We start from the raw sequence: 25,914 nt of genomic DNA, 5'->3' as shown, positions 1-25,914 counted from the left end.
ACCTAGGTTAGCGCCTTCAAATTAATAGGGTGCGAACGCGGCAATAAAAGGGGCTGATTGCGATAGCCGTTAGAAAAATCCCGCTCATCAAAAACCGGGTTGTCGTGTGGTGTTAGTATATAACTTTAATATCATGAATTCAAGATCTAGAATCATCCTTATTGCCCTGCTCGGAATTGTCGTCGTGACGGCATCCTGGGCGCCGGTGACGCAGCGAGACACTGCGCCGCCTGTCGCCAAGATAAATCAATACCTCTACGTGGCCGTCCCCGGCATCCGTGACTACCTCGAATATGGTGGACATGGCATCCTGGTCTATGACAAAGCGGATAATTACCGCCTGGTGAAACGCATTCCCACGGGCGGACTCAAAGCGGATGGCACACCGTCCAATGTGAAAGGTGTTGCCGTGAGCCTCGCCACGAACAGCATCTACGTCACCACCCTCGAGGCGCTCCAACGCATTGACCTGGCCACCGAAAAAGTGGTGTGGGAGAAACAATATGACGGCGGCTGCGACCGTCTCGCCATCTCCCCCGACGGGAAGATCATTTATCTCCCCACCCTGGAAAAGGAACATTGGAATGTGGTGGACGCCGAAACCGGAGAGGTCATCAAACAGATCACCACCAACTCCGGCGCGCACAACACGCTCTACGGCCCCGACGGCACCAAGGTCTACCTCGCAGGCCTTCGCACGCCGACCCTCGGTGTGGCGGACGCCCGCACACACGCCATGATCAAACAAGTGGGCCCTTTTGCCAACAGCGTCCGCCCGTTCACGATCAACGGCGCGCAAACACGGTGCTATGTAAACGTCAACGAATTGCTCGGCTTTGAGATCGGCGACATGACGACGGGGAATAAACTCTATCACGTCGAAGTACAAGGTTTTCAAAAGGGCCCGGTAAAACGCCACGGCTGCCCCAGTCACGGCATTGGACTAACGCCCGATGAAAAAGAGATCTGGCTCTGCGACGCCTTCAACCAACGGCTACACATTTTTGACAATGCGGTGATGCCCCCCAAACAGGTGGCCAGCCTAGAAGTGAGAGATCAGCCGGGATGGATCACGTTCAGCCTGGATGGGAAACACGCCTACCCTTCCACCGGGGAGATCATCGACGTGAAAACGCGAAAGACCTTAACGACCTTGAAGGATGAAAAAGGCAATCCCGTCATGAGCGAAAAAGTGGTGGAGATACACTTTGACGGCAAGAAAGCCGTGGCGACCGGCAACCAGTTTGGGATCGGGAGAGTTCTAAAATGAGGCGCTAAATTGTTGCAGAGGCAATTTTTCAGTATCTTCAAGTAACCAAATCATTCGGACTATGCTGTGGCTGACGTTACTGATTACCGTAGTACTGACCACATTGATCGTGTGGGGTCGCTCCTGGATTCTCAAAAAACCGCGAGACGCATCCGGAGCTCTTTAAGCATCGGGGTGCCATCGGTATGGTACTATACATCATCTTCAACCTCGGCGACCTTTTTTAGGCCAACAAAGCCAGCACAATCCCCGAACTTCCTTTGGCAGCGCCGCCGTAGAGGCCTGTCCAACGTTCCTTAGAATTCTATTTTTTTGAATTTCCACAAGGCAAATGCACCGGCAATCACGAAGCACATGAGTCCGACTGCAACCCATGCCATTGTCCATTGCGAGTCTCCTTGTTCGAAAAAGGAAGTCTCACCTTTGTCAATAAATTGAATGTATCGATTGATTTTTTCTTCTTGAGTATATTCGGTCTCATAGTAAAAAACAGAGACAACATCCCCAGGCCGTAGATTGTCGATCTGGTCGTATTTCGGACTGAAATCACCGGGGTCCTTGCCGACAAATATTTCAAAAGGAAAAGGATACCCCTGCAACATCAGATATCTGTATTTGCCGATATCCCGAAACGGAAGTTCCCCAAGGTGTTTATTCAGGTACACTATTTCTCCCGTCGTCTTCGCATAATCCTTCTTTTCTCTTGAATTATATTTGATGTAAAAGATCATCGTAACGACCAGCACGACAGATATGGCCGTGATGCCTCTAAAAGTTAACGGAACGGGTATCATTCTATCGGTATCTGAAGTAGTCGGGCCATCTGGCCTTGCCTGAGCGAAAGATAAAGGGCTTCCCCTGGATCCACAAGAAAATCTCGTTTCTTACCGTGCCAAAGGAGGCGTTGGACGACCTTTGACCCGCCGACAGATTCGCATCACTTCCCTTTCATCAGCCCTCCCGTTGTCAACCACCTTCCGAACTGGTCAACCCATCCAAAGGTCGTATTGGCGGCATTGCCCACCCCAAACCCGTGGCCTCCTTTGCCAAAGAGATGCATTTCGACCGGACGCTTGGCGGCGTACCATTTATTGTACAGGCTTATGGCGTGTGGCGCAAATCCAAAGTCATCGTCGGTTGCACACACCAGGAATATCGGCGGCGCATCCGGCTGCAACGGGGCTTGTCTTGATTCGGGCATGTCGGCGTAAACGGGGGCGACAAAATCAGGACGGTTGTCGGCGGTGTACTTGAAGGCCGTGGATGCCGCCACCATCCCTCCCGCAGAAAATCCCATGATGCCAATGCGGTCGGGCGCCAGCTTGTATTCGGCAGCGTGTCTTCTAACATACGCGATCGCTTCCCGCCCGTCGGCAATGGCCAATGGAATGATGGGCTCGGCCTCATCGTCCCACGCCTTGTGATCCTCGGCTTGGAGCATATCGTCAAAGGGGTTGTCGCTGAGAACATGAACCAGTCTGTACTTCAAAATAAAAACCGTAATGCCCATTTTGGTCAGCAATTTCGCCACGTTGTTTCCTTCATGATTGATGGCCAAAAAATGAAAGCCCCCACCCGGGCAAACAATCACCGACGTGCCATTGGCCACCGCCGGATCCGGCAAAAGAACCATCAGCGTGGGATGGACGACATTGTATACAGTCATGACCTTCACGCTGTTCTTGTCGTTCATACCCTCCTTCCACGTCCAGTTTTCAGACCCCGGAGCGGGCCCCTTGTACAACTGAATTTCCTTTTGCTGGGCATTTGCTATTCCCGATAGTAACATAAAGCAAAGTATATATTTATTCATCTTCGGTTTGCCTATGGTGTCAAAGGTAAAAAGTCCGTCCTCTATTTTAAGAACTGTAAACCTACACACTTTGAAATTTAACCCCAGGGCTGGCTGCGTCAATAGTCAGGCGGTTTGCGACACTCCGGTAATACTTGTAAAATTAGATGTCGTGGAGCACCTCGACTTATAGAGAGAAGGCAACCTTGTCTTTTGGGATTCTTGCCGTTTAACATTTCATCCCACCGACTGACTCCCTCAACGAATCCCCTAATCGCACAATTCTGTCCCCTACCGGACGATCACCCTCGGAAGTTGCTAACCATTGTGCGCCGGAGGGCCTTAAAATCGAAGCAATCTATCTGGCAGAGTATTTGTTCAGCAAAAATAGAAATAATAACCCATTGACATGAAGCGACATTATCTGGGAGAATTCGAAGAATTGGTTCTATTATTTCCGCAGGTTTGTTTGCAATAGGAATTGCATTGATCACCGTGAGCACGCAAGCCATTAAAGCTGCGTTGGCCAATCCAGCAAAATCCCTGAAAAGCGAATAGCCGTGTACGCTTCACTACTCCATGCCCAAATACTTCCTGAAGTATCCACACTCTTTAATTACTTCTTTATAATAACTCGTGCTCGCATACTCCCCTTTTAGTTTCTTAAATCCATCCCAAGCTTTAAAATCCACATCGGTGTCACCATAGAAATCCGGTTTCGCGTGGTAGCGGTTCGTGTAAAAATCATTGCGATCACACTTGGCCAACATATACTGACATTTGGCCTTTTGTTCAGGCGTTGTGGCAGCATCGAATGCTTTTTGATAGTATTGACGCGCCGGCGCACAGCTGAGGAGCTGCGACTGATAAGCCGGGGCGATGTAGTTGCCGTATTGATCCATAATGGCACCATAGTAGAACACGCGGGCATTGCCAAAGTACGTCATGTTGTAGTAGGCATTGGCTACCAATAAGCTGTTGTTATAAACATCCTGTTTTATCTCAATAAAGGTCAGCATCTCCTTCAGCTTCTTTAAAAAGGTAAGCTTTGTGTATTTCACCTTCTGGGTGGCTTCATGGTCGCAATCATGACAATCTTTGATCTTGCCGTTAAACGGATTGCCCAACAATTCTGTATCCTTCCCGTTTGGCGATTGCTCCATAAACGCGATGGCGGCATCCATCTTTCCCGCATAGGCGCTCGTCACAGCCTGGTATTCAAAAACGTCGGATAGTGTGATCGGATATAATCCCATGGCAAGCTGTTCCCAGGAAGACTTGCCGGGCTTCTGCAGGAAAGCTTTCATGGTTTCCAGGTTTGCCGGCGTCTGATAAAATTTATCCTGGCGGTTGAAGAGCTCGGCCATTACCGGGTTCTGCTGGTTTTGGTAGAGCGAGGAGATGTAACGCCTGCTCCACTCCGCGGCGTGGTGATAGCGGAATGCGCTTTGCTGCCCTTTCGGGAGCATGTTGTAGAGCCAGATCAGGTCGGGGAATATCGCCGTTTCCGTGTTGGCATCCAGGCGGTCGATGCCACTCAGTGTGTTGATCAATTTCAGCAACTGCAGTTGTTGCCTGGCGAGATCGGTCTTAGGACTGGCCTTGTCGGCTTTGTCAAAAAAAATAGTGGCAACGGCATGGTTATCGGCTAGCACGTTGAGATATCCCGCAGCGAGCTGCCACAAGTAGGGCTTTGCGGTCTTCCCCTCGTTTGCCACGGTGGTCACCAGTTGCAAGGCATCTTTGTCCGATCGCTCCTTCAGCATGCGGCGGTAATCCGCGGCCGACGTGAAGGCGGTCTCGTTCAACTTCACCTCTGCTTTATTCACCAGACGCGTAAGGAGAAAATCCAGGTGAGGGCTGGCGGGATTCAGTTTATAGATCTCTTTGATGGCAGTTTTCTCGTCGGCATAGTAGCCCAGCAATGCCCAGAGCGCAGCCTTCTCGCCGGGTGTCTTGGCCAGCGCCAGTGAGGCGTCGAAATCTTTTTGTTCTTGTGGATGGAAGTTATAGGCCGTCACCGTGCGCAGCGCCGGGCATTGATCGAACACCACGCTGTATAAGTAGTTGGAGGTCGCATAGTCCTTGCGACTGTAATACGCTCCCGCCACATAGCTCAACCCTCTGTAGTAAAGCGTGTTCCGGGGCACGGATGCCTTTGTCTTATCAAAGAACGCCACGACTTTCTGTTTGTCGAGACCGTAGAAATATCCTTTCATGGCCTGGAACCAGTAGCGGTTTTTTAGAAACGGATCGGTGGTCTGGGTGAAAAGCTTCTCCATCTGCGCGGTGGTGACGGCATTGGCGGGATTGGATTTGTGCTCCTCATAATTCCAGGAATCAATGGAGGTGGTGCTGGCAGCCTCGATCACTTTGGCGTGATAGAGAAATTCAACAAAGCTCTTCGCCTTTTCATGGGAGCCCGCTGCGGCAAGGCTAGCCGGTAAAGTTTGCTTTTTTTGGAGCGCATTGTAAGCATCGTTGATGCCGGTGGTCTTTGCGTCATTCAGTAGCAATGTGCTGATCTGAACATCGGTTAATGGGCTGCCTTTCAGATACGTGACCCAATCGGCCACCAGCGCGTCGTTAAAGCGCGTGGTGTATTTGTCTTCAAAGACGATGTCATAGAACACATCCCGGGGCGCAAAGAAAAGTGGCGCGTACGACGCGTCCACATACACTTCGGGGGTAAAGCTCGAATCGTAGTCATAGCCCCAATCCATATCGGCGCAGGCGATCACCATGCCATAAAATCCCAGGATAGCCAGGCTAAAAAGCGCTGCTAATTTTTTCGTAGAAGTCGTCTTCATGACGGTAGTGTTTCAGATTAAAGTTGTCCAGGTCGTAAAAAATGATCTCGCCCGGTGTTGCTGGCAACTCGCCCGACAGGTCGCTGGCCATTTCGCTGAGGTCGGTCGTTGTCACCGTCTCAATTTTGATGCGGTCGCCCTGTTCAAAATAATGGTCAAGTTTAAGCACATTGTGAGTCACTTCAAAAAATGGTGCCGCTTTCATTTTAAAGTTCGGGTCGCGAAGAAAGACATTGTCGTCCACTTTCGTTAAAAGTCCGATCACTTTGCTGCCGCGAATGTGCAACCCCCAGGAGAACATGGGCAACGCCACGTCAAGCTTTAAAGGGTAGTCATGGAGATTTTGTGTATAGCGCGCGGCCGTCGCGCGCTCGTAAATGGAGTTCGACGAATCGGCGGCGATATGTCCCATATTATAGAACATCAACACACCCCGGTCGACCGGTGGCATGCCGGTTGTCTTTACATACTTCACCTGGTGCAGGCGTATGGTAGCCGAAATGGTCTTGACGCCGGCTGCTTTCAAGGCCTCAATAAATTTGAAATACGTCTCCTTGCTTTCGAGCGACCAGTCACAATCCACCTGGATCTCGGCAGCAGCAGCAAGGCCTTCGTGGGTATTGATCGAACCCACAAGCGTCATCACTTTTTTTGCCAAGTCAGCTATATCCAACGTCTTGGATAGCATCACTTCATTCTTTACATAAATTACCGGCACTACTTCCCAGCCCTCGGGTTTGCCCGCAAAGCTCACCGGCGATCTCGGCATGGCCTTTCCCTCCGACAACTCCACATCGAAATAGCGCACATACAACCGCTTCACATGATTTGCCTTTAACACTGCGCGCTCCTCCGGCGAAAGGTCAAACACGGTCTTCCAATAATAGAAGGAAACAGAAGGTTTCGATTGCTGGCAAGAAGCCAATTGAAACACAATGATCCACCCGAGCACGCCGTGCAACAGGAAAGATCTACCTAACGATCGAAGTTGCATAGGAATACGCATGGGGGTTTGGCGTAAATACAACAAATATAATTTCCCAGAAAACAAGCCACCGGTGAGTTGAAAACTTCATCTCAACAATGTCCTCAAAGACCACCCCAAGCCCTTTTGTTGGTGTCCCACCAACAAAAGTCAGCATCGAGCCACACCCTTCAGCTCACGCCATACCGTGGTCAAGCCAACATCTCAAACCAAACCTCCACCACATACCCATCCGGATCCTTAAAAAATATATACGGCGACCCCGGCACAAATTCGCCCTCGTCCTCTATCACACCTCCAGCCTTCAGAATCTTGTCGCGCACCACACCCATCTCACTCGCCTCCCGCAATCGAAAACCGAAATGCGCGATGCCTCCCACCACACCCGCCATCTTTGCCGGGCCGGGTTCAAAGACCAAGATGTCATGACACCCCGGCGTGGCGAGCTGAAGGAATCCAGGATCATCATACATCACTTCCATGTCAAAGACTGCGCAATAAAAATCCCTCGTGCGGGCGAGGTCAACAACCGTCACAGCCAGGTGAGTCAGACCATAGGTCAGCGTTTTATGCATGGAGGAAGAAAGTTGCTGACGAAGATAGCCTCGTTCGATGGAAATATCCAGTGGCTGAACACCGCTTTCGGCGTCGCAGGGTAATCGAAAAACGGTGCCCGGGCCTGACGCGAAACCACCGCCGCCGCTACCTTGCGTCTCCGGAGTGCTCGCGGCATGGCATCCGACCCGCCAAGTTTTGTCGGCAAGAGATGAACAAACTTAGCACCCTCATAACCAGACCCCTATACACATACACCGCAATTCACCTCGCACCAAAACCCCCATTTTATCCCCGGAAAACCGCCTGATTTGTGCACCGATTGTGGATAACCTGTTCCACGACGTTCCACGATCGCTTGAGTTTTCGCATATATTTGCAGCCCGGCCTTTCCCTCAGACCGGATTTTTTATTTTTTAAACCGTCAACAAAAGTAAATGGGAAAAATCATTGCGATAGCAAATCAAAAAGGGGGAGTCGGTAAAACCACTTCAGCTATCAATCTCGCGGCAAGTCTGGCAGTACTGGAATGTAAAACATTGCTGGTGGACGCCGACCCGCAGGCCAATTCAACTTCAGGTCTCGGCCTGAATCCGAAGGACATCAGCCAGGGCATCTATGAGTGTATGGTCGATGGCGTAAATCCAAAAGACGCCATCGTGAAGAACGACCTCAAGTTCCTGGACGTGCTTCCCTCCCACATCGACCTGGTCGGTGCCGAGGTGGAAATGGTCAGCATCGAACGCCGCGAAGAAAAGATGCGCGACGCATTGGGCAAGGTGAAAGATGAGTACGACTTCATCATCATCGACTGCTCGCCGTCCCTGGGTCTCATCACCATCAACGCGTTGACGGCTGCCGACTCCGTTATCATTCCCGTGCAGTGCGAGTACTTCGCCCTCGAAGGATTGGGCAAGTTGCTGAACACCATCAAGATCATCCAGACGCGCCTGAACCCGCGGCTTGAAATAGAAGGCATCTTATTAACGTTATATGATTCGCGTACCAGCCTGGGCAACCAAGTGGTGGAAGAGGTGAGAACACATTTTTCCAAAATGACGTTTAAAACCATCATCCCCCGCAACGTGAAACTCAGCGAGTCGCCCAGCTTTGGGTTGCCCGTCATCGTTCACGATGCCGAAAGCAAAGGAGCCATTAGCTACCTCAATCTGGCACACGAGGTGCTGGATAAAAACGGAATGTCGAAATGAGCAAAAAGAAAGCATTAGGAAGGGGCTTAAGCGCTTTGCTGAGCGACAGCCCCACAGACGAACGGCTGGAGGTCGATAGCATACCCGTGAACCTGGAAGCGCCCGAAACAGCGCACGCCCAGGCAGCACCGGCCATCCCCACCAGCGGCATGACGGAAATACCGGTGGCGGAGATTGAAGTGAACCCCTTCCAACCCCGCACGCATTTCGACCAGGAAGCCTTGCTGGAGCTGGCCGAATCCATCACCGTGCACGGCATCATCCAGCCTATCACGGTGCGGCGGCTGTCGGACCACCAATACCAGTTGATCTCGGGCGAGCGTCGTTTTCAGGCCTCCAAACTGGCGGGTCTCGAGACCATCCCGGCCTATATCCGCTCGGCCAACGACCAGCAAATGCTGGAGATGGCCCTCATCGAAAACATCCAGCGCGAAAACCTCAACGCCATAGAAATTGCCCTCAGCTATCAGCGGCTGATGACCGAGTGTAGCCTCAAACAGGAGGAACTCGGCGAACGCGTTGGTAAGAACCGCACTACTGTAACCAACTACCTGCGCCTGCTCAAGTTGCCCCCCGACATCCAGATCGCCGTACGCGACAACAGGTTGTCGATGGGTCACGCCCGCGCCATTATCAACGTCGAGAACGCCGACCAACAGCTCTACATCTTCAAGCAGGCCGTCAACGAAGACTTGTCCGTGCGCAAAGTGGAAGAGCTGGTGCGTGACCTCTCACAACGGTCGTCCTCCAAATCCACGCCAACCGACACCGCCGCTTCCGCCCCGGCCTCCCGCGAAATAGCACAGCTCCAGACCCGCCTGTCGTCACACTTTGGCACTCGAGTTGTTGTGAAGAGCGATGGCAAGAAAGGCGATATCCGCATTCCCTTCCTCTCGGTCGAGGATCTGAACCGGATATTGGACATCCTCAAGATGTATTCCTAACTTGCGCATCCAAAGCGTGAAATGAAGAAATACCTCGTCCTGCTGGTCCTGGCATGCCTGGCCCTCACAAAAACTACGGCTCAAGATTCCCTGGCGGTCGACCACGAGAGCGATAGCCTGATCGTCGAAAGCCAGGATACCGTACTCCTAAAGACCTATGCCTCCCGTTACAACCCGCGCAAAGCCCTGCTCTATGCCGCGGTAGTCCCCGGTCTGGGGCAGATCTACAATAAGAAATACTGGAAACTTCCCCTGGTCTATGGCGGCTTCTACGCCCTGGGCTACGCCATCAACTTCTACCAAACCGGCTACATCAAATACAAGAACGAACTGTTCACCAACCTCAACATGGGCTATGAGGGCGACAGTGAAATCCGCCCCGGCGATACCCACACCACCTCCACCTATCGCAATGCGGTGGACCAATATCGCCGCCAACGCGACTTCATGATCGTCATCGCCGGCGGGGTCTATATCCTTCAAATGATCGACGCCCTGGTCGATGCGCACTTAAAGGAATTCGACCTCAATCCCTCCTTGAAAGTCACCTGGCAACCCTCTGTGGAGCAAAACGCACTTATTGGGCGAACGTCGGGGGTGACGTTTCTGGTAAAATTCTAAGCAGGAGCCAGAGTCCTTTCTCGGCATCCAGGAGCCAGAATCTTTCTCTCGGTTTTCAGACCTGGAGCCATGAGTTAAAATTTCAATTGCTAGTAATACAAGTTGGCCGCACGCTCTGAATGCTTGACACCATATGTTTCCAGCCGACGCCCCTTTGTTGGTGTCCCACCAACAAGTTTTTTGACCCCGCACACGAACAAAACCAGCACCCCACGCGCCCCCTTAATTGCCCAATCCAATAAAAAATGCATTTTTGCCTGAATCTATTTTTTAACGTATGAAAATCATCCTGCTGGGCTATGGGAAAATGGGTAAGATCATCGAGCGCATTGCCCTGGAACGTGGCCACGAGATCGCCGCAAAGATCGACGTAGACAACCGCCACGAATTTGACAGCACCAAAGCCGACGTCGCTATCGAGTTCTCGCATCCCGATGCGGCTTTCGACAACATTCGCAAATGTTTGTCTCGCCAGCTTCCGGTCGTGTGCGGCACCACCGGGTGGCTTGAACGCCGGGCCGAAGTAGAGAGTCTCTGCAAACAGCAGGATGGCACCTTCTTTTATGCCTCCAACTACAGTCTGGGAGTGAACATTTTCTTTAAAGTAAATGAGTTCCTGGCCCGCATCATGAACGGCTTTCCGCAATACGACGTCCGCATGGACGAGGTGCATCATACCGAGAAGAGAGACGCCCCCAGTGGCACGGCCATCACGCTGGCCGAGGGTGTGCTGAAGAATGTGGAGCGCAAGAAAAAATGGGTGAACCGCGAAAGCACCAACAAAGGCGACCTCTACATCGAATCGTTCCGCATCGACCAGGTGCCGGGAACGCACGTGGTGAAATACGAGTCGGCCATCGACGATATTGAGATCAAGCATATCGCACACTCCCGCGAGGGTTTTGCCCTGGGCGCCGTGATGGTGGCCGAATGGGCAAAAGACAAAAAAGGGGTGCTGACCATGGACGATTTCCTGAAATTCTGATTTTTTCAAAATAAGCCCGTCTGGCACCTGAAATTATGGCGCCGGCCCGGCGACCTATTTATAGGTCAATTATTTTCATTTTATTTGCAGGCTTTAAATTCAAACTGATGCAAGATTCTCGAGGTTTAGCGTTACTCATTGGCACCCTCCTCTTTTTAATTCCCACTTTTATCGGCCTTTACAAGATGTTCGAAAAAGCAGGCGAGGCCGGCTGGAAGGGGCTTGTACCCGTCTATAACCTGGTCGTCATCCTGAAGCTTGCCGGCCGGCCGTGGTCCTGGATCTTCTACCTTTTCATCCCCGTCATTGGCCAGGTCATTATGATCGGCCTGCTCATAGATTTTGTGAAGTGCTATGGCAAGAATAGCCTCATCGACTACATCGCGGCCGCCATCTTCCCCTTCCTCTACTTCCCCTACCTGGGCTTCAAGAAAGACGTCGTTTACACGGCCCCGAAGAAGGAAGAAGGCAAAAAATCGGTTCGCCAGGAATGGACCGAAGCCATCGGCTTTGCCGTGATCGCCGCCACCCTCATCCGCTGGCTCATCATGGAGGCCTACACGATTCCCACGCCTTCGATGGAGAACTCCTTGCTGGTTGGCGACTTCCTTTTTGTAAGCAAATTCCACTACGGCACACGAACTACCACCACACCGCTACAGGTTCCGCTGACACACCAAAAAATATGGTTCACGAACATTCCCTCGTATGTGGAATGGATCAAGCTGCCGCAATACAGATTGCCCGGCCTCTCCCATGTGAAGCGCGGCGATGTCGTGGTCTTCAACGTCCCACCCCGCGGCCTTAATGATGATGTCGACTACCCGGTCGATCTCAAAACGAACTACATCAAACGCTGCGTGGCCGTGCCCGGCGATACGTTGTTCATCCAGGATAAGCAAGTATATACCAATGGCGAACCCTTGCCCAATCCTCCCGAAATGCAGTATAGCTATGTGGTGACCTCCGATAACCCCATCAATGAGCGCAACCTGCGCGCGCTCGGCCTCGGCCCCGAAGACGCCCAGGGCGGTGGCCAGCAGAATGGCAAATTCTACTACCTCATGTTCCTCACCAAGGAAAGAGCCGACGCGCTGAAGAAACTGTCCTACATCAAATCGGTGGTCTTAGAGAACAAAAATGAAGTAGAAGGACAGATCCCCTACTCCCGCTATTACGAGGTGCCCAGCACATCGGAAAAAAGATACTCCCATTGGGTAACCGACAACTTCGGCCCGCTCTGGGTTCCCAAAAAAGGCGGCACCATTCCCATCAATGACTCGACGCTCACCTTCTACGGTCCCACCATCAAAATGTACGACCACAACAAGGACGTCAAGATCGAAAACGGCCGCCTATACATCGACGGCAAGGAAGTGACCGAATACACCTTCAAACAAGACTACTACTTCATGATGGGCGACAACCGCCACAACTCCCTCGACTCACGCTTCTGGGGCTTTGTACCCGAGGACCACATCGTCGGAAAAGCATTCTTCATCTGGCTCTCGATCGACCGGAACGCCGACTTCTTTCACAAAATACGGTGGAGCAGGTTCTTTAATCTTATTCGATAAATATCAGGAGCCAGAATTCAGGAGCCAGGAGCCATAATCTTTTTCTCGTCATGAGCTAGAATTTCAATTGCTAGTCGTACAAGTTTGGCCACCCTCACTGAATGCTTGACACAATATCTTTCCAGCCCGATACCCCTTTGTTGGTGTCCCACCAACAAAGGTTTTTGACCCAACACACAAACAAGCCAACACCCCTCATGCGCCCATCCCCATGGCTGCCATCACATTCCATTTTCGCCATCTTATAGTGTGAATCCCACACCATCCTCCCCCGAATCGTAGCTCACCCCCCTCACCACTCAATCTCCTTAATCCCCTTCCGCTTTAAATACTCATTCGCCTTACTAAAATGCTTATTCCCAAAGAACCCCCTATCCGCGGAGAATGGCGACGGATGGGCCGACATTAAAACGAGATGTTTGTTACGATCAATGATCTCCCCTTTCTTTTGGGCATAAGCGCCCCAAAGGAGGAACACGACGTTTTCTTTCTCGTCGGATATTTTTTTGATGACGGCATCGGTAAAGATCTCCCACCCCTTGTTTTGATGCGATCCCGGTGAGGCTGCACGCACCGTCAGGGTGGCATTGAGGAGCAGTACGCCTTGCACCGCCCAACGCTCCAGGTCGCCCGAGGCGGGAATGGGTTTGCCCAGGTCTTGCTTGATCTCTTTGAAGATGTTGACCAACGAGGGGGGCATACGCACACCGTCGCGCACGGAAAAGCAGAGCCCGTTGGCCTGACCTGGACCGTGATAAGGATCTTGGCCGATGATGACCACGCGTACATTCTCGAAGTCGCTACAGTCGAAGGAGCGGAAGATCTCCTTGCCCGGCGGATAGACTGTCTGTGTTTTGTATTCCTGTTTTACAAATTCAATGAGTTGCTGGAAATACGGCTTCTCAAATTCGGGAACAAGCTTGCTTTTCCAGCTTGGTGCAATTTTAACATCCATAGATTCAAAACTAATGGCATTCGCCAAAAGCACAAAAAGCCGCCCGGGGAAGGGAAAATAATCGTGGAAAATTGATATTTAATCGACTGATTTCCAGTATTTTGATAGGAAATAAAAACCTTCGTGACGGGAATTGTAAAAAATTAATATTTTTGAACCGTATGGTAACGGAAATCACTCAAGGGATCAAGGTAAGTGTAGAGACGGAATACCAGCCGGCATATTCCAGCCCGAGCCAATACCACTACGTGTTTACCTACCGCATTACCATCGAAAACCACAGCGAATACACCATCCAACTCCTCCGCAGACACTGGCATATCTTTGACGCCGGCTTCACCCAACGCGAAGTGGAAGGCGAAGGTGTGGTAGGCCAGCAACCCGTGCTCGAGCCCGGCCAGGCACACCAATACGTTTCCGGCTGCAACCTCAAATCGGGCATTGGCAAAATGGTAGGCACCTACCTGATGGAACGCGTGGTGGACGGCACCACCATGCAGGTCAACATTCCTGAGTTCACCATGGTTGCCCCACTCCGACTCAACTGAGTGGCAAACACTTTCTTTCAAGTTCAATCGTATTTCACCTATTGGCTGGATGCCGTCGGCGAACATTCCTTACACTCTCCTTTCTTTTACGATTTTTACACGCAGGTCATCCGCCCCAGGCAAAAGGATGCTGATTTTGACAAGGCCGAAAAGGTCCGGCAAACCCTCCTGTCCGATCGCCGCGCCATCGCTGCCGCAGACTTAGGCGCCTCCTCGTCGGTGCTCTCTGGCAATCAAAGATCGATTCGCGACATTGCCCGCACCAGCACCAGTCCGGTCCGCTACTCAAAATTGTATGCGCGCATCATCAAGGCTTTCCGCTGCCACAACGTGGTCGAACTGGGCACTTCCTTCGGGATCAACACGATTTATCTGGCCCGGTATAATCAGGGAACCATCTATACATTCGAGGGTGTGAACGCCATTGCCGACATCGCCCAGGCCAGCTTCGACGCCGCGGGTGCCACGGGCATCCAGTTGGTGCGGGGCAATATCGACCAAACCCTGTCGCGCTTCCTGGAAGACATAAAGTCGATCGACTTCGCACTCCTGGACGCCAATCACCGGCTCATCCCAACCCAGCAATACTTCGAGGCGCTCGCCATGAAAGTGCACCCGCGCACCGTCATGGTCATCGACGACATCCACCACTCGGCCGAGATGGCCAGCGCCTGGAAAGCCATCCAACAGCACCCGCTGGTCTATGCCACGGCCGATCTGTTCCGGTGCGGACTGGTGTTCTTTGACCCATCGCTGAACAAACAACACGTTGTTTTACAGTATTAGCCATTGAATTGCATGGCGAGAAGTCCTATTTTTGCCATCATTCCATATATCCACAGCTATGAGCGAATTCAATCCAGAGCCTGTCGAGGCTCCGAAGAAAAGTAATAAGAACGCCATCATCATCGCCCTCCTTTCCCTGGTGATCGTCGTGCAAGGCGTAAAGATCTACCTCGACTCCCAGGAAAAGCAAGAGATCAAAACCGACCTCACGTCGACAGAACAGGAGCTGGCCACCACCATGCAACGCATGAGCGAGATCAAAGCCGAGCTGGATACCAAGATCGCCGAGGTGCAAAAGCTGGGAGGCGACGTGTCGGACCTGCTCAAAGCCAAAGGCGAGGTCGAGGCCGAACTGAAACGCTCCAAGCGCGCCACGGGCAAAGAGATCAAAGCCCTCAAAGACAAAGTGGAAGGCTATGAAACATTGTTGAAGATCAAGGACGAGGAGATCACCAAGCTGAAGTCTGTCAATAAAGAACTGCTCACCGAGAACACCTCGCTCAAAACCCAGAAGAACCAACTGGGCGATTCGATAAACCGCCTCAGCCAAACCAAAGATGAACTGGCCGATAAAGTTGCCATCGCATCCCAATTGAAAGTGGAAAATGTGCACATCGTCGCCCTGTCCGATCGCGGCAAGGAGCGCGAGTCACCTTTCAAGAGCCGCCAGGTTGGAAAGCTGAAAGTGGAGTTCAACATCGCCGAAAACAAAGTGGCTCCCATCGAAGGCAAGAAGATCATGATCCGCATTGTGGACGAGAACGGCCAGGTGCTTTTTGATGTAGCCCGCGGCTCGGGAACCTTCCTGTTCAACGGCAAGGAAGAGTTCTACACGGAGTCACAAGACGTGCTCTTCGACAACACGAAACAAAAGCTGTCGTTCCTCTATGACAAAGGATCGGAATATGCTTCCGGTACCTACAAGCTCGAAGTATATACCGACGACTACCTGATGGGCAGCGGGCAATTCACCGTAAAGTAGGAAGAATAAATTTTTAATTCTGGAAGACCGGGTGTTAGTCCTTCACCCGGTTTAGCGCCAGCATGCCCAACATCCAATCCGGCAATGGCTTGCCCGGATCGCGGTGGCGGATGTTGAGATACCATCCAATCTTTTCGACGATAGGAATTTTGTGGGTCTCCACAAATTCGATGAGCGTGCCGTCGGGATCCTCACAGTATGAGAAATGGCCTGCTGCTTTGCCCATATCGAACGAGTCGCGGCTGTCGACCGTGAAGCTGAAGTTGGCTTGTTGGCAACGGTCGGCGAGTTGCTCCATGCCATTGATGTCAAAGCAGATGTGGATGTAGCCCAGGTCACCCCAATAACGGTCGTGAAATATCTTTTGGGGGGCGCGGTTCTTCACCTCCACCAATTCCAATTCGGTCTCACCCAGAAGCCTGCAGAAAGCACCCATCCGGTTCTTATTCGAGCGAAGGATCACCCGTCTGAATTCGTTCTCACCTCCGGGAACACCTTCAAAGTCTTCGAATTTCTTTTGGCCGTCATAAAGCACCTCGGTGTAGCCAAGAACGTCGCGATAAAGCTTCAGGGCTTTGTCGATATCCGTCACCCCGATCACACAGCCGGCCACGCCGCCCGTAATGGCCTTGGCCTTCTTGAACCAGCTTTTGCTTTCCGTGATCTCGAACAGGTTGTTGAAGGGATCTTTCACATAGAAGTGCATCCGGCCGTCGGGTGACTGCTGGACGCTATTGAGGATGTGCACGCCACTGGCTTTCAAGGTGCGATAGGCCGTAGCGATATCCTGTGTTTTAAGTTTTACGGCAAAGACGCCCGTGTCGCCAAGAAAATGCTCCACCTCGGGCTCGCGCGGGGTGCGGCTGGTAAATTGCCAGATCTCGAAACCGCCGCCGCCTTGCATGTTCATGGCGAGAATGGCATAGCGGTCCTCCGCCCGGTCACCTGTGTAACGCGTCATCAACGACGCCGTGGCACTGTCTTTAAAAACCGGGACATCCATCCCAAAATGTTTCCTGTACCATGCCCAGGCCGCATCGGCGTCCTGAACACCGATCCCGACCTGTTGAATCCCACTAATGATATAGCCCATAATTGAACGGTAATTAAACTAAAATTTATAAATCTATCCCTATCGGGGTAAGCTAAATTGTCACCCGATTTGAAGATGGGTTTAGGGAGCGATAAGTTGCATGCTCGTTCAAACTAGCCAGGAGCCAGAATCCAGGATTCCTAACTCTTTCGCTTGTAAACCACCGAATCCGAAGACAGTACCGGCAATTGATAGCTCCCTGTATCCAATGTAACGTTTTTTGTTTTTTGGGAAAATTGTCCGATCGCTGCGGGTGTAACCGCAGTCTTGTAGATAAAAAGTTTCTTAAGATTTTTTAGGGACGCGAGATGGTTCAGGCCTTCATCGTGAAGGTTTGTACCTACCAGATTAAGCAAGCGCAATTGCTCAAGCGACGACAGGGCTTTCACTCCTGCATCATCGATCGCTGTATATTCCAGGTGGAGTTGGCGCAGGCTCGTGAGTTGGGCCACCGTCTTCAGGCCTTCGTTTGTGATTTTTGTTCGGCCTAGGTTCAGCCAAACAATCTGTTTTGTCAGGGGAAGTAAATCGCGAAGATCGGCATCACTGACTTTGCGATCGTTGACGTAGCTCACCGAGAGGTAGTGGTTCTCTTCGCTTACCGGTACCACCAGGATGCCCTTCGTGGTCAACGCTCGCACCGCGCTTTCGTCGGGAGGCGAAACTTCTTCCGTAGGTATATCATCGTTGGTATGCGAAGGCGCGATCAGCGACGAAATAAATCCTTTGATTCGCGCCACCTGGCGAAAAGCCATGACGCGTTTGTCAAAACTGGATCCCTCTTCGATCCAGGCTTGCACCAGGGCAATCTCGGAGGAAGTGAGTTGTGATTTCTCATTGGGGGGCATATGCTTTTCATCCTCCAGTGGAAGCATGAGCCGGCGATAAAGCAGGCTGGAGTCGGCCACTCCGGTCTTCACTACCACACCGTGTTTGCCGCCCTTGCGGATGAACTCTTCCGAATCCAGGCGCAGTTGCCCCTTCTGCTTGGCGGCGCTATGACAACTGTAGCACTTGGCTTCCAGGATAGGCTCGATGACATCGCCATACAGCACAGCGCTGTCTGCTGCTTCGATGGACTTGATTTTTACCGCGGGTGTGGCATCGTCGCCGGTTGCTGCGGGGGGAGGCAAAAGAAAATCCTCGCCATGCGTCAGCGAGCCACCCAAATGCCCGGTAACAGTGACCAGTACGATCAAGGGCATGAAAAGGAGGATGCGGATACGTTTTCTTTTTTTCTTTTCGGGGAAACGTGTGATGATACTTTGCCGTGCAAAACAAAGCACCGTGGCAAACACCGCGGTAGCAATGCCGAAGTTCTGATGCAGCATGACAAGCCGGTCGTCGTAGCCGCCTTCGCGGGAAAGAAAATAGCCACTTAGCGCCGAAAAAATGGCCGACACCGTACCCAACACGATCGTGGGCTGCACGGCTCTCCGCAGGCCTTTAAAGCCTGGGTAAAACCCGAGGCACTCGAACAGAAAACCCAGAAACAAAATGCCGATGGGCAGGTGGACAAGGATGGGATGAAGCCTTCCAAAAATTTGTGTCAACCAAAGCATCAGGCGTAGCGGGCGCGAAGTGTTTTCAACATGTGTACATTGATCTCCCATTGATTGGCCAGTGCCTGGCGCGTATAGGGCAAGGCCGGCATATAGTCGATGGGACCGAATTCCGTGAGCATCGTCAGTCGTTTGCCCTCTTTGCGCTTTGCTTCCACGACCTTATCCCACCAGGCAAAGTGTGCGCTCACGGCATCGTTCCACTCGGGCGCACGCGGGTCGTTCACCTGCGGCCCTTCCGCATGGCCTACGCGGGCATGGATATGGCCGGTACGACTCAACGCCAGGGCTACCGTTTCTGCCTGGTCGGTAAGCAACGACTCATGCACATTGCACCAGTGCGAAATGTCAAGCGTGATCCGCAGCGGGGCGATCTTCTCCATGTATTGGCGCGCGACGGGCGCGGCATACAAAATGCGCGAACGATGTGTCTCGTGATAAATGGGCACTTTCGTGCGCTCGCTCACCTCGGTGGTGAGGTCGATGAACGCTTTATTCTGTTCAAACGAAAAGTGATCCCGTCCCGAATGACAGTTGATGTACACAGGGTTTGCCAGGGCGGCAGGCTCCAGGGAGGTTTTGAATTGCTGAAAATGTTTTTGGTAGTCAGCTTCTTGCCCGCCCACGAGAAAGCCATATTTCAGGTTGTGTTTTTGAAATGCGTCAAGAAAGCTTTTGCGTTCGACGGCATCCAGCGGATACCAGGCTTCGGCACCGTCGTACCCTTCCTTTTTTATGGCGGCACAAAACTCATCCCAACTTCCGGTGTAACCCCAGTTGGTGGCGAAGATCAACAATTCAAAACCGGCCGCGGCCGTGTGGTGAGCAAAAGGTTTAGACAAGGTTTCTAATGGATTCATAGCAAGCGTTGTTCCGGATAAAGCGCTGAGCGCTAGAAAATTACGACGTGTTAAGGACATTCTATAATGGGCTAATACAAAGTTGATTTCAAGCAATGATTTCTGAGATGACTTTACCCGCCACATCGGTGAGCCGGAAGGGTCTTCCCTGGAAGTGATACGTCAGCTTTTCATGATCCATGCCCAGTTGATTGAGGATGGTGGCCTGAACATCGTGCACAGAGACCTTGCCGTTGATGGGATAATATCCGATCTCGTCCGTTTCTCCCCACGTCATGCCTTGCTTGATGCCACCACCGGCCATCCACATGGTGAAGGCTTCCACATGATGGTCGCGACCCAGGAAAGGATTGTTCTTGTTCTCGCGATTCTCCTGCATCGGTGTTCTTCCAAATTCGCCACCCCAAACCACCAGCGTTTCTTCCAGGAGGCCGCGTTGCTTCAAGTCGAGCAGTAACGCCGTCATGGCGCGATCGATCTCCCGGCATTTATTGCGGAAGCCGATGTCGATGGCCAGGTTCTCGTCCGTGCCGTGGCTGTCCCACCCCCAGTCGAACAGTTGCACAAACCGCACATCCTGCTCCACCAGCTTGCGGGCTAGCAGGCAGTTGTTGGCAAAAGACGCCTTTCCTGGGGTGGTTCCGTACAGTTGATGGATATACTCAGGTTCAGAATTGATGTTCATGACCTCAGGAACCGACACCTGCATGCGGAAGGCCATTTCATACTGCGCTATCCGCGTAAGCGTTTCGGGGTCGTTATACTCCTGAAAGTGCTGCCGGTTCACTTCGTTAATGGCATCGATGGTCTTCTTCTTCAGGGCGCGGTCCACCCCTTCCGGGTCGCTGAGGAACAGCACTGGGTCGCCTTCCGAGCGGCATTGCACGCCCTGATAGACCGACGGCAGGAAGCCGCTCCCCCATACGCTCTTGCCGGCATCTGGAGTCTTACCTCCAGAGGTGAGCACGACAAAGCCGGGCAGGTTATTGTTCTCGGATCCCAATCCATACGTCACCCACGAGCCGATGCTGGGTCGGCCCAAACGTGGTGAGCCGGTGTGCACGAATAATTGCGCGGGAGCGTGATTGAACTGATCGGTATACACGCCTTTCAAAAACGATACCTCATCCGCCATCTTCGCGAAGTGCGGTAAATGCTCTGAGATGAACGCACCCGACTGGCCACGCTGCTTGAAGTCGGCCTGAGGGCCCAGCATCTTAGGTGTACCGCGAATAAATGCGAATCGTTTTCCCTCGAGCAGCGACGGCGGGCAGAGCTGATTGTGGAGTTTTTGTAATTCGGGTTTGAAGTCGAACAACTCCAGCTGTGACGGCGCTCCTGCCATGTGGAGATAGATGACCCGCTTCGCCTTGCCGGGAAAATGAGAGGGCTTGGGCAACATGGGGTCAGTGGCCGTCGCCAGATTTTTGGGTGCTGCATTCCGGGCGTCACACCCTGCGAGGAAAGTGCCCAAGGCTGCAGCTCCTAAACCGGCGGCACTCTCCCAGAGGAAGTGTCTCCTGGAAATATTTTTCAGTTGCTCGATATCAAAAGGAACGTTAGCCATGGTTTTCCGTTTTCATTCTTTCGTTAGTACTTCATCGAGGTTTAGCATGGCGTTGGCCACCACCGTCATGGCGGCAAGCTGTGGTGAGTCGTTGGCCGTGGCCGCCAATTTACGGGCCGCGTCTTTGTTCTTGAGGTACTCCTTTAGCGCCTCATCATAAAGCCTGTTCATCACCGTGAGCTTTTGCACGGGCATATCCTTCACCAGGATCATGCTATACCCGGCTTTGATCTGGTCTTTTGGGTCGGTTCGATCCTTCATCATACGCAAAGCCAGTCCACGCGCAGCGACTACATAGGAGGAATCGTTCAGCGTAACCAAAGCCTGCAACGGCGTGTTGGTGCGGATCCGGCGGATCACGCACACCTCGCGGCTGGAACCGTCAAACATCATCATCGACGGATAGGGACTGGTGCGTTTGATGTAGGTGTATACCGAACGGCGATACTGATCCTCGCCCTCGCTTTCCTTCCAATATTCCCCGCTCCACACCGAACTCCAGATCCCATCGGGTTGATAGGGCATCACGCTTTTGCCGAACATCTTCTTGCTCAGCATACCGCCAGCAAACAACGCCTGGTCGCGCACTTGCTCCGACGACAATCTAACGCGTGGGCCACGCGCCAGCCAGCGGTTGCCGGGGTCCTTCTCCAGCAATTCGGGCGTGAGTCGCGAGTCTTGCCGGTAAGTTGCCGACATCACCATGGTTTTTATGAGTTTCTTCATGCTCCACTGGTCTTCGTTCATGAACCGGAGGGCCATCCAGTCCAACAGTTCCTGGTGGGTTGGCGCAGCGCTTTGGGTGCCGAAATCTTCCAGGGTTTCCACGATGCCCGCACCAAAGATCTGCTCCCAGAAGCGGTTCACCATGGTGCGCGCCGTGAGCGGGTTTTGCTTGTCCAACAACCAATGCGCAAAGCCAAGGCGGTTGTAAGGTTGATCTTTCGGGAAGGGATTCAATGCCGTCGGCACATCCGGTTTCACCTCTTTGCCTTTCACCAGCCAATTACCCCGCTCGAACACCCGTGTCTGCCGGTGTTGCTCGGCATTGTTCTCGATCATGATCGGCGTGTTTTCAACGGGAGCATTGAGCAAATGCATAAAGGTGTTCTGCATTTCAGCAGATGAGCCGGGGAGTTCATCGCGGAAAGCAAACCACTCGATAGCACACACGGACTGCATGGGTTTTATCTTCGGGTTGTGAAAAACAAAATACAAGTCATGTTTACCGGGCGCCGCATGAAGCGGCAACACAACCGCCTGACGAACTCCCGATGCTGTTTTCTTTAGTGTATACGATGCGATCACAGGGCCGTCGAGTTTGTCCTGGTGGATCGCGAATGATCCGCCTTCGGCATCTGCCCAATAGTTAAAGATGAGGTTTTTCTTTCCATCCATCGGGATCTGTTTCAGCCGTGCGCTGCCGCCAGGGCGGATGCCAAGCCATTTGGTGTCGATGAGTTCGCCATCGATAAACTGATCGAAATCGTGAGGATGGTATTTGGGTTCCAGCGTTTTGAGGAAGCGTGTGATCTCCGTTTCCTTTTCAGCACCCGCATGACTCTTTACCCAGGTGCGGATGGTTTCCAGCTTTTGTTGATCCTCCGGCGTGTAGGTCCTCAGGTTGGGATGCTCACCTTCGGTGTCTTCGTCGCGGGAATTGTTGAAGAACGCCATCGACTTGTAGTATTCGTCGTGCAGAAAGGGATCGTAAGGATGGGTATGACATTGAACGCAGGCCATGGTCGTGCTTTGCCACACCTGCCAGGTCGTGCTCACCCGGTCGATCAGGGCGGCTACCCTGAACTCCTCATCTTCGGTTCCTCCTTCGTCGTTGTTCATCGTGTTGCGATGGAAGGCGGTGGCGATCAGTTGATCGTCGGTGGGATGAGGAAGCAGGTCGCCAGCCAATTGCTCGACGGTGAACTGGTCGAAGGGCATGTCTTTGTTGAAGGCATTGATGACCCAATCGCGATAGCGCCAGATGGTACGGCCCACGTCGCGCTCATATCCTTTGGTGTCGGAATAACGGGCCATATCCAGCCACCACGATGCCCACTTCTCACCAAATTGTGGCGAGGCCAGCAGTTCGTCCACCACCGTCTCGTAGGCTTTGGGGCTTGGGTCTTTTATGAATCGCGAGGCCTGCTCCGGTGTTGGAGGCAAACCGATGAGATCGAGGTAAACTCTACGGATCAACGTGGCCTTATCAGCTTCCGGGGAGGGCGATAGTTTTTCTTTTTCAAGTTTATCCAGCACGAAGTGATCCACTTCATTTTTTGCCCACGTCCCGACGTCGACGCTAAATCCGGATTGTGCTTCTTTCAGGTTGGGTACTTCCGTGGCCTTCGGCGCAATGTAGGCCCAATGATCGCCCCACTCCGCTCCTTCCTTGATCCATTGCCGCAGCGTCTCGATATCTTCCTTGCTCAGCGGGTGCTCTTTGTAGGGCATGCGCACTTCGGGGTCGTTCGAGGTGATGCGGCGGACAAATTCGCTTTGTTCGGGGTGACCCGGTATGATGGGTGTCTTGCCTGACTCGGCGGTATCCAGGGCCTCACTTCGGAACAACAGGCTAAAGTTGGCGTTTCGCTTCACGCCTCCATGACAGCTGATGCAGTGCTTGTTTAGAATGGGCTTCACCTGCGTGCTGAAGTCCACCTTTTTTTCGCGGCACGCGGTGACACAAAGAATGGCCAAAAAAAGCGGCCCGGAGAAAAATATTTTGCTACGCCATCTCATCCCAGAACAAAAATAAACTCAATCGTTTGAATGGCGAAATATACGCGTAATGATTATAGATGGCGTCCTGGCCAGTAATGATTATCCGTGAGATTTTACAAAAGGTGGGAGACTTGAAGAAAACGGTAAAATGACCGTGAGGCCGGGCTCTTTCAGGAATGCTTCACAAGCAGGGATGCCCCTTTGCGGGCGGGCTGGCGGCCCTTATCGGCCTTCTTCTGGGCGATGCTTTCATCTACGGCCTTTTCCATGCGCACGGTATGGACGAGGAAGGCAACCAAGAGGCCAATGATGGCCAAGAGGATCAGGCCCACGGCAACCGTAAAAATGTTGGTCAGAAGTTCACTCTGGATTTCCATTATTTATTATTTTTTGAGTGGCACGAAATTGTCTATAACCAATTACTATACAGACTGTTGCAACCAAAATGCCCGCGGCGGTAAAGAGGACGTCTTCCCTGTGTGGATACCCTTCAGTATAAACGAAATCACTCCGCCAACTGTTCCGAAAAGTAACACAACAAGCAATTTGATCATCTCGGTGTTGAACCGAATTTGTTCCTTTTGCTGATCGCTTAAACGCAAGACTCAGGTGTTAAAAGTCTTAAACTGCGAGGGACACACGAATCTAAGACTTTCTCCCAAATCTTCAAATATTCCCAAAACATCCCTATTTCGGCAGCTTCGAGGCTGTTTATGAGGTGATTTCTTCATCAATTTTAGGCGGAAGGTTTTAAAATCAGGTTGTTTTTCCTACTTTTGCAACCTCAAAAACTAAAACAGTAAACATGAACAATTACGAGACGGTATTCATTTTAAATCCCGTTTTGTCTGATGAACAGGCAAAGGATACTGTCGAAAAATTCGTGAAAGTGTTGAAGAAAGCTAACGCCGAAATCCTCAATAATGAGCAATGGGGCCTTCGCAAGTTAGCGTATCCTATCAACAAGAAGTCAACCGGCTTTTACAACCTCATCGAATTCTCGGCACCTTCCACCGCTATCAACTCTCTGGAAACAGAGTACAGACGGGACGAATCGGTAATGCGCTTTTTAACGACGGTGCTGGACAAGCATGCCGTGGTGTACAACGAACGCCGCCGCAAGGGCGAATTCAAGAACAAGGAGAACAAGAAACCCGTAAAAAAAGCTGAGGAGACTACGCGATGACATTGATGAACGAACCGATCAAGCGAGCAGAGATCAAACCGAAATACTGCCGCTTCAAAAAGAATGGGATCAAGTACATTGACTACAAAGATCCTGACTTCCTCCTGAAGTTTATCAACGAACAAGGCAAGATCCTTCCCCGGAGACTGACCGGCACCAGCCTGAAGTTCCAGAAGAAAGTGGCACAAGCCGTAAAACGCGCCCGTCACCTGTCTCTCCTGCCGTATGTTGGTGATTCATTGAAATAATCGTTGAACCCTTAAAGAAAAACGACATGGAAGTAATTTTGAAACAAGACGTAACTGGACTTGGCTATAAGAACGACACCGTGAAGGTGAAACCCGGATATGGTAACAACTACCTGATCCCCAACGGTTTTGCCCTTATTGCCAACGACTCCAATAAGAGACTGATCAACGAGAACGTGCGCCAGGCTGCCCATAAGGCTGCCAAGATCAAACAAGATGCGGAAGCATTGGCTGCTAAAGTTGGCGACCTCACCATCGAGGTGGGTACGAAAGCCGGCGAAAGCGGAAAGATCTTCGGTGCCGTAACGGCCCTCCAGATTGCCGACGTATTGAAAGCCAAAGGCTTCGATATCGACCGCAAGAAAGTTCACCTGAAAGAGATTCCCAAGCAACTTGGCACGTATACTGCCACGCTTGATCTTCACAAAGAAGTGAAGCACGACATCCAGGTGAAAGTGGTAGCGGAGTAATCGATCACTGCTATTCTTCAGGAAGCCGCCTCAGAAATGAGGCGGCTTTTTTATTGGCTTGCATTTTTTCATGAAGGAAGGGTGTTTTTTAACCCTGTTTTTAAATATTTCTCCTGAATCATTCGTTTGCGTAAATATTTATAATCCCTTTCCTCCAAAATTGCAGTTCCGGTTGGTACTTTA

At 51.9% G+C, this 25,914-nt stretch carries 24 protein-coding genes; 12 read left to right on the top strand and 12 right to left on the bottom strand.

The features are described 5' to 3' along the window. Positions 1 to 133 precede the first annotated feature (133 nt). On the top strand, positions 134 to 1,270 hold the full coding sequence (locus tag BUB30_RS02005; protein WP_073130556.1) for a YncE family protein: 1,137 nt from the start codon (positions 134 to 136) through the stop codon (positions 1,268 to 1,270). A gap of 296 nt (positions 1,271 to 1,566) precedes the next feature. Here the strand turns inward: BUB30_RS02005 and BUB30_RS02000 are convergent, their stop codons facing one another. From BUB30_RS02000 to BUB30_RS01975, 5 genes are all read right to left on the bottom strand, one after another. Continuing rightward, positions 1,567 to 2,064 carry a hypothetical protein gene (locus BUB30_RS02000; RefSeq protein ID WP_143164731.1) on the bottom strand — a complete coding sequence of 166 codons (498 nt, stop codon included), beginning with the start codon at positions 2,062 to 2,064 and terminating at the stop codon, positions 1,567 to 1,569. Positions 2,065 to 2,207: 143 nt separating this feature from the next. Beyond that, complete coding sequence (locus BUB30_RS01995; RefSeq protein WP_073130549.1) at positions 2,208 to 3,083, bottom strand: alpha/beta hydrolase; 876 nt, start codon at positions 3,081 to 3,083, stop codon at positions 2,208 to 2,210. 551 nt (positions 3,084 to 3,634) lie between these two features. Beyond that, positions 3,635 to 5,872, bottom strand: a complete 2,238-nt coding sequence (locus BUB30_RS01985; RefSeq protein ID WP_073130543.1) for a hypothetical protein — start codon at positions 5,870 to 5,872, stop codon at positions 3,635 to 3,637. After that, the gene (locus tag BUB30_RS01980; RefSeq protein WP_073130540.1) at positions 5,832 to 6,866 is read right to left on the bottom strand and encodes a hypothetical protein; all 1,035 of its coding nucleotides are present in this window, start codon (positions 6,864 to 6,866) and stop codon (positions 5,832 to 5,834) included. Before BUB30_RS01980 ends, BUB30_RS01985 begins: the two co-directional genes overlap by 41 nt. Before the next feature lie 182 nt (positions 6,867 to 7,048). Continuing rightward, positions 7,049 to 7,432, bottom strand: coding sequence for a VOC family protein (locus BUB30_RS01975; protein WP_073130538.1), 384 nt, complete (start codon positions 7,430 to 7,432; stop codon positions 7,049 to 7,051). A gap of 417 nt (positions 7,433 to 7,849) precedes the next feature. On the opposite strand from BUB30_RS01975, the gene BUB30_RS01970 reads away from it, so the two are divergent. From BUB30_RS01970 to lepB, 5 genes are all read left to right on the top strand, one after another. Continuing rightward, positions 7,850 to 8,623 carry a ParA family protein gene (locus BUB30_RS01970; protein ID WP_073130536.1) on the top strand — a complete coding sequence of 258 codons (774 nt, stop codon included), beginning with the start codon at positions 7,850 to 7,852 and terminating at the stop codon, positions 8,621 to 8,623. Then, entirely contained in the window at positions 8,620 to 9,567 is a 948-nt protein-coding gene (locus BUB30_RS01965) for a ParB/RepB/Spo0J family partition protein (RefSeq protein ID WP_073130533.1), read from the top strand. The genes BUB30_RS01970 and BUB30_RS01965 overlap by 4 nt, the downstream gene beginning before the upstream one ends. Before the next feature lie 21 nt (positions 9,568 to 9,588). Beyond that, complete coding sequence (locus tag BUB30_RS01960; RefSeq protein ID WP_073130507.1) at positions 9,589 to 10,188, top strand: DUF5683 domain-containing protein; 600 nt, start codon at positions 9,589 to 9,591, stop codon at positions 10,186 to 10,188. 277 nt (positions 10,189 to 10,465) lie between these two features. Next, positions 10,466 to 11,173, top strand: a complete 708-nt coding sequence (dapB, locus tag BUB30_RS01955; RefSeq protein WP_073130504.1) for a 4-hydroxy-tetrahydrodipicolinate reductase — start codon at positions 10,466 to 10,468, stop codon at positions 11,171 to 11,173. Between the two features lie 107 nt (positions 11,174 to 11,280). Next, a complete protein-coding gene (lepB, locus tag BUB30_RS01950; protein WP_317044187.1) occupies positions 11,281 to 12,750 on the top strand; it encodes a signal peptidase I in 1,470 nt (489 codons plus the stop codon). Positions 12,751 to 13,042: 292 nt separating this feature from the next. Here the strand turns inward: lepB and ung are convergent, their stop codons facing one another. Next, entirely contained in the window at positions 13,043 to 13,705 is a 663-nt protein-coding gene (gene ung, locus BUB30_RS01945) for a uracil-DNA glycosylase (RefSeq protein ID WP_073130502.1), read from the bottom strand. A 161-nt stretch (positions 13,706 to 13,866) separates the two neighbouring features. Here ung and apaG point away from each other — a divergent pair, with 161 nt between their 5' ends. Genes apaG through BUB30_RS01930 form a run of 3 tightly spaced genes read left to right on the top strand, consistent with a single transcriptional unit; the run spans position 13,867 to position 16,021 of the window. After that, entirely contained in the window at positions 13,867 to 14,253 is a 387-nt protein-coding gene (apaG, locus tag BUB30_RS01940; RefSeq protein ID WP_073130499.1) for a Co2+/Mg2+ efflux protein ApaG, read from the top strand. Next, positions 14,254 to 15,039 carry an O-methyltransferase gene (locus BUB30_RS01935; RefSeq protein ID WP_084137846.1) on the top strand — a complete coding sequence of 262 codons (786 nt, stop codon included), beginning with the start codon at positions 14,254 to 14,256 and terminating at the stop codon, positions 15,037 to 15,039. It abuts the gene before it with no gap. A 58-nt stretch (positions 15,040 to 15,097) separates the two neighbouring features. Beyond that, positions 15,098 to 16,021, top strand: a complete 924-nt coding sequence (locus tag BUB30_RS01930) for a chromosome segregation protein SMC (RefSeq protein ID WP_073130496.1) — start codon at positions 15,098 to 15,100, stop codon at positions 16,019 to 16,021. 34 nt (positions 16,022 to 16,055) lie between these two features. On the opposite strand, the gene BUB30_RS01925 is transcribed toward BUB30_RS01930, so the two are convergent. The 6 genes from BUB30_RS01925 to BUB30_RS01900 form a co-directional block, all read right to left on the bottom strand. Further along, positions 16,056 to 17,114 carry a VOC family protein gene (locus BUB30_RS01925; protein WP_073130493.1) on the bottom strand — a complete coding sequence of 353 codons (1,059 nt, stop codon included), beginning with the start codon at positions 17,112 to 17,114 and terminating at the stop codon, positions 16,056 to 16,058. A 140-nt stretch (positions 17,115 to 17,254) separates the two neighbouring features. Further along, entirely contained in the window at positions 17,255 to 18,676 is a 1,422-nt protein-coding gene (locus tag BUB30_RS01920; protein ID WP_073130490.1) for a c-type cytochrome domain-containing protein, read from the bottom strand. Next, entirely contained in the window at positions 18,676 to 19,536 is an 861-nt protein-coding gene (locus BUB30_RS01915) for a sugar phosphate isomerase/epimerase family protein (RefSeq protein WP_221408655.1), read from the bottom strand. Before BUB30_RS01915 ends, BUB30_RS01920 begins: the two co-directional genes overlap by 1 nt. Positions 19,537 to 19,624: 88 nt before the next feature. Next, the gene (locus BUB30_RS01910) at positions 19,625 to 21,103 is read right to left on the bottom strand and encodes a DUF1501 domain-containing protein (RefSeq protein WP_073130484.1); all 1,479 of its coding nucleotides are present in this window, start codon (positions 21,101 to 21,103) and stop codon (positions 19,625 to 19,627) included. Between the two features lie 12 nt (positions 21,104 to 21,115). Then, the gene (locus BUB30_RS01905; RefSeq protein WP_073130482.1) at positions 21,116 to 23,845 is read right to left on the bottom strand and encodes a DUF1553 domain-containing protein; all 2,730 of its coding nucleotides are present in this window, start codon (positions 23,843 to 23,845) and stop codon (positions 21,116 to 21,118) included. A 152-nt stretch (positions 23,846 to 23,997) separates the two neighbouring features. Then, positions 23,998 to 24,204, bottom strand: a complete 207-nt coding sequence (locus BUB30_RS01900) for a hypothetical protein (protein WP_073130479.1) — start codon at positions 24,202 to 24,204, stop codon at positions 23,998 to 24,000. A gap of 428 nt (positions 24,205 to 24,632) precedes the next feature. Here BUB30_RS01900 and rpsF point away from each other — a divergent pair, with 428 nt between their 5' ends. The 3 genes from rpsF to rplI are packed head-to-tail and all read left to right on the top strand — an operon-like array spanning position 24,633 to position 25,731. Beyond that, positions 24,633 to 25,013: a 30S ribosomal protein S6 gene (gene rpsF / locus BUB30_RS01895; protein WP_073130477.1), complete on the top strand. Its 381-nt coding sequence runs from the start codon at positions 24,633 to 24,635 to the stop codon at positions 25,011 to 25,013. Next, positions 25,010 to 25,261, top strand: coding sequence for a 30S ribosomal protein S18 (rpsR, locus tag BUB30_RS01890; RefSeq protein ID WP_073130474.1), 252 nt, complete (start codon positions 25,010 to 25,012; stop codon positions 25,259 to 25,261). Before rpsF ends, rpsR begins: the two co-directional genes overlap by 4 nt. Positions 25,262 to 25,287: 26 nt before the next feature. Continuing rightward, the gene (rplI, locus tag BUB30_RS01885) at positions 25,288 to 25,731 is read left to right on the top strand and encodes a 50S ribosomal protein L9 (protein ID WP_073130471.1); all 444 of its coding nucleotides are present in this window, start codon (positions 25,288 to 25,290) and stop codon (positions 25,729 to 25,731) included. Positions 25,732 to 25,914: the final 183 nt, after the last annotated feature.

The sequence above is a fragment of the Chryseolinea serpens genome (genome assembly GCF_900129725.1).
Classification (GTDB): Bacteria; Bacteroidota; Bacteroidia; order Cytophagales; family Cyclobacteriaceae; genus Chryseolinea; species Chryseolinea serpens.
Note: the sequence above shows the minus strand (reverse complement) of the source record. Positions and strands in the feature narration are given on the sequence as shown.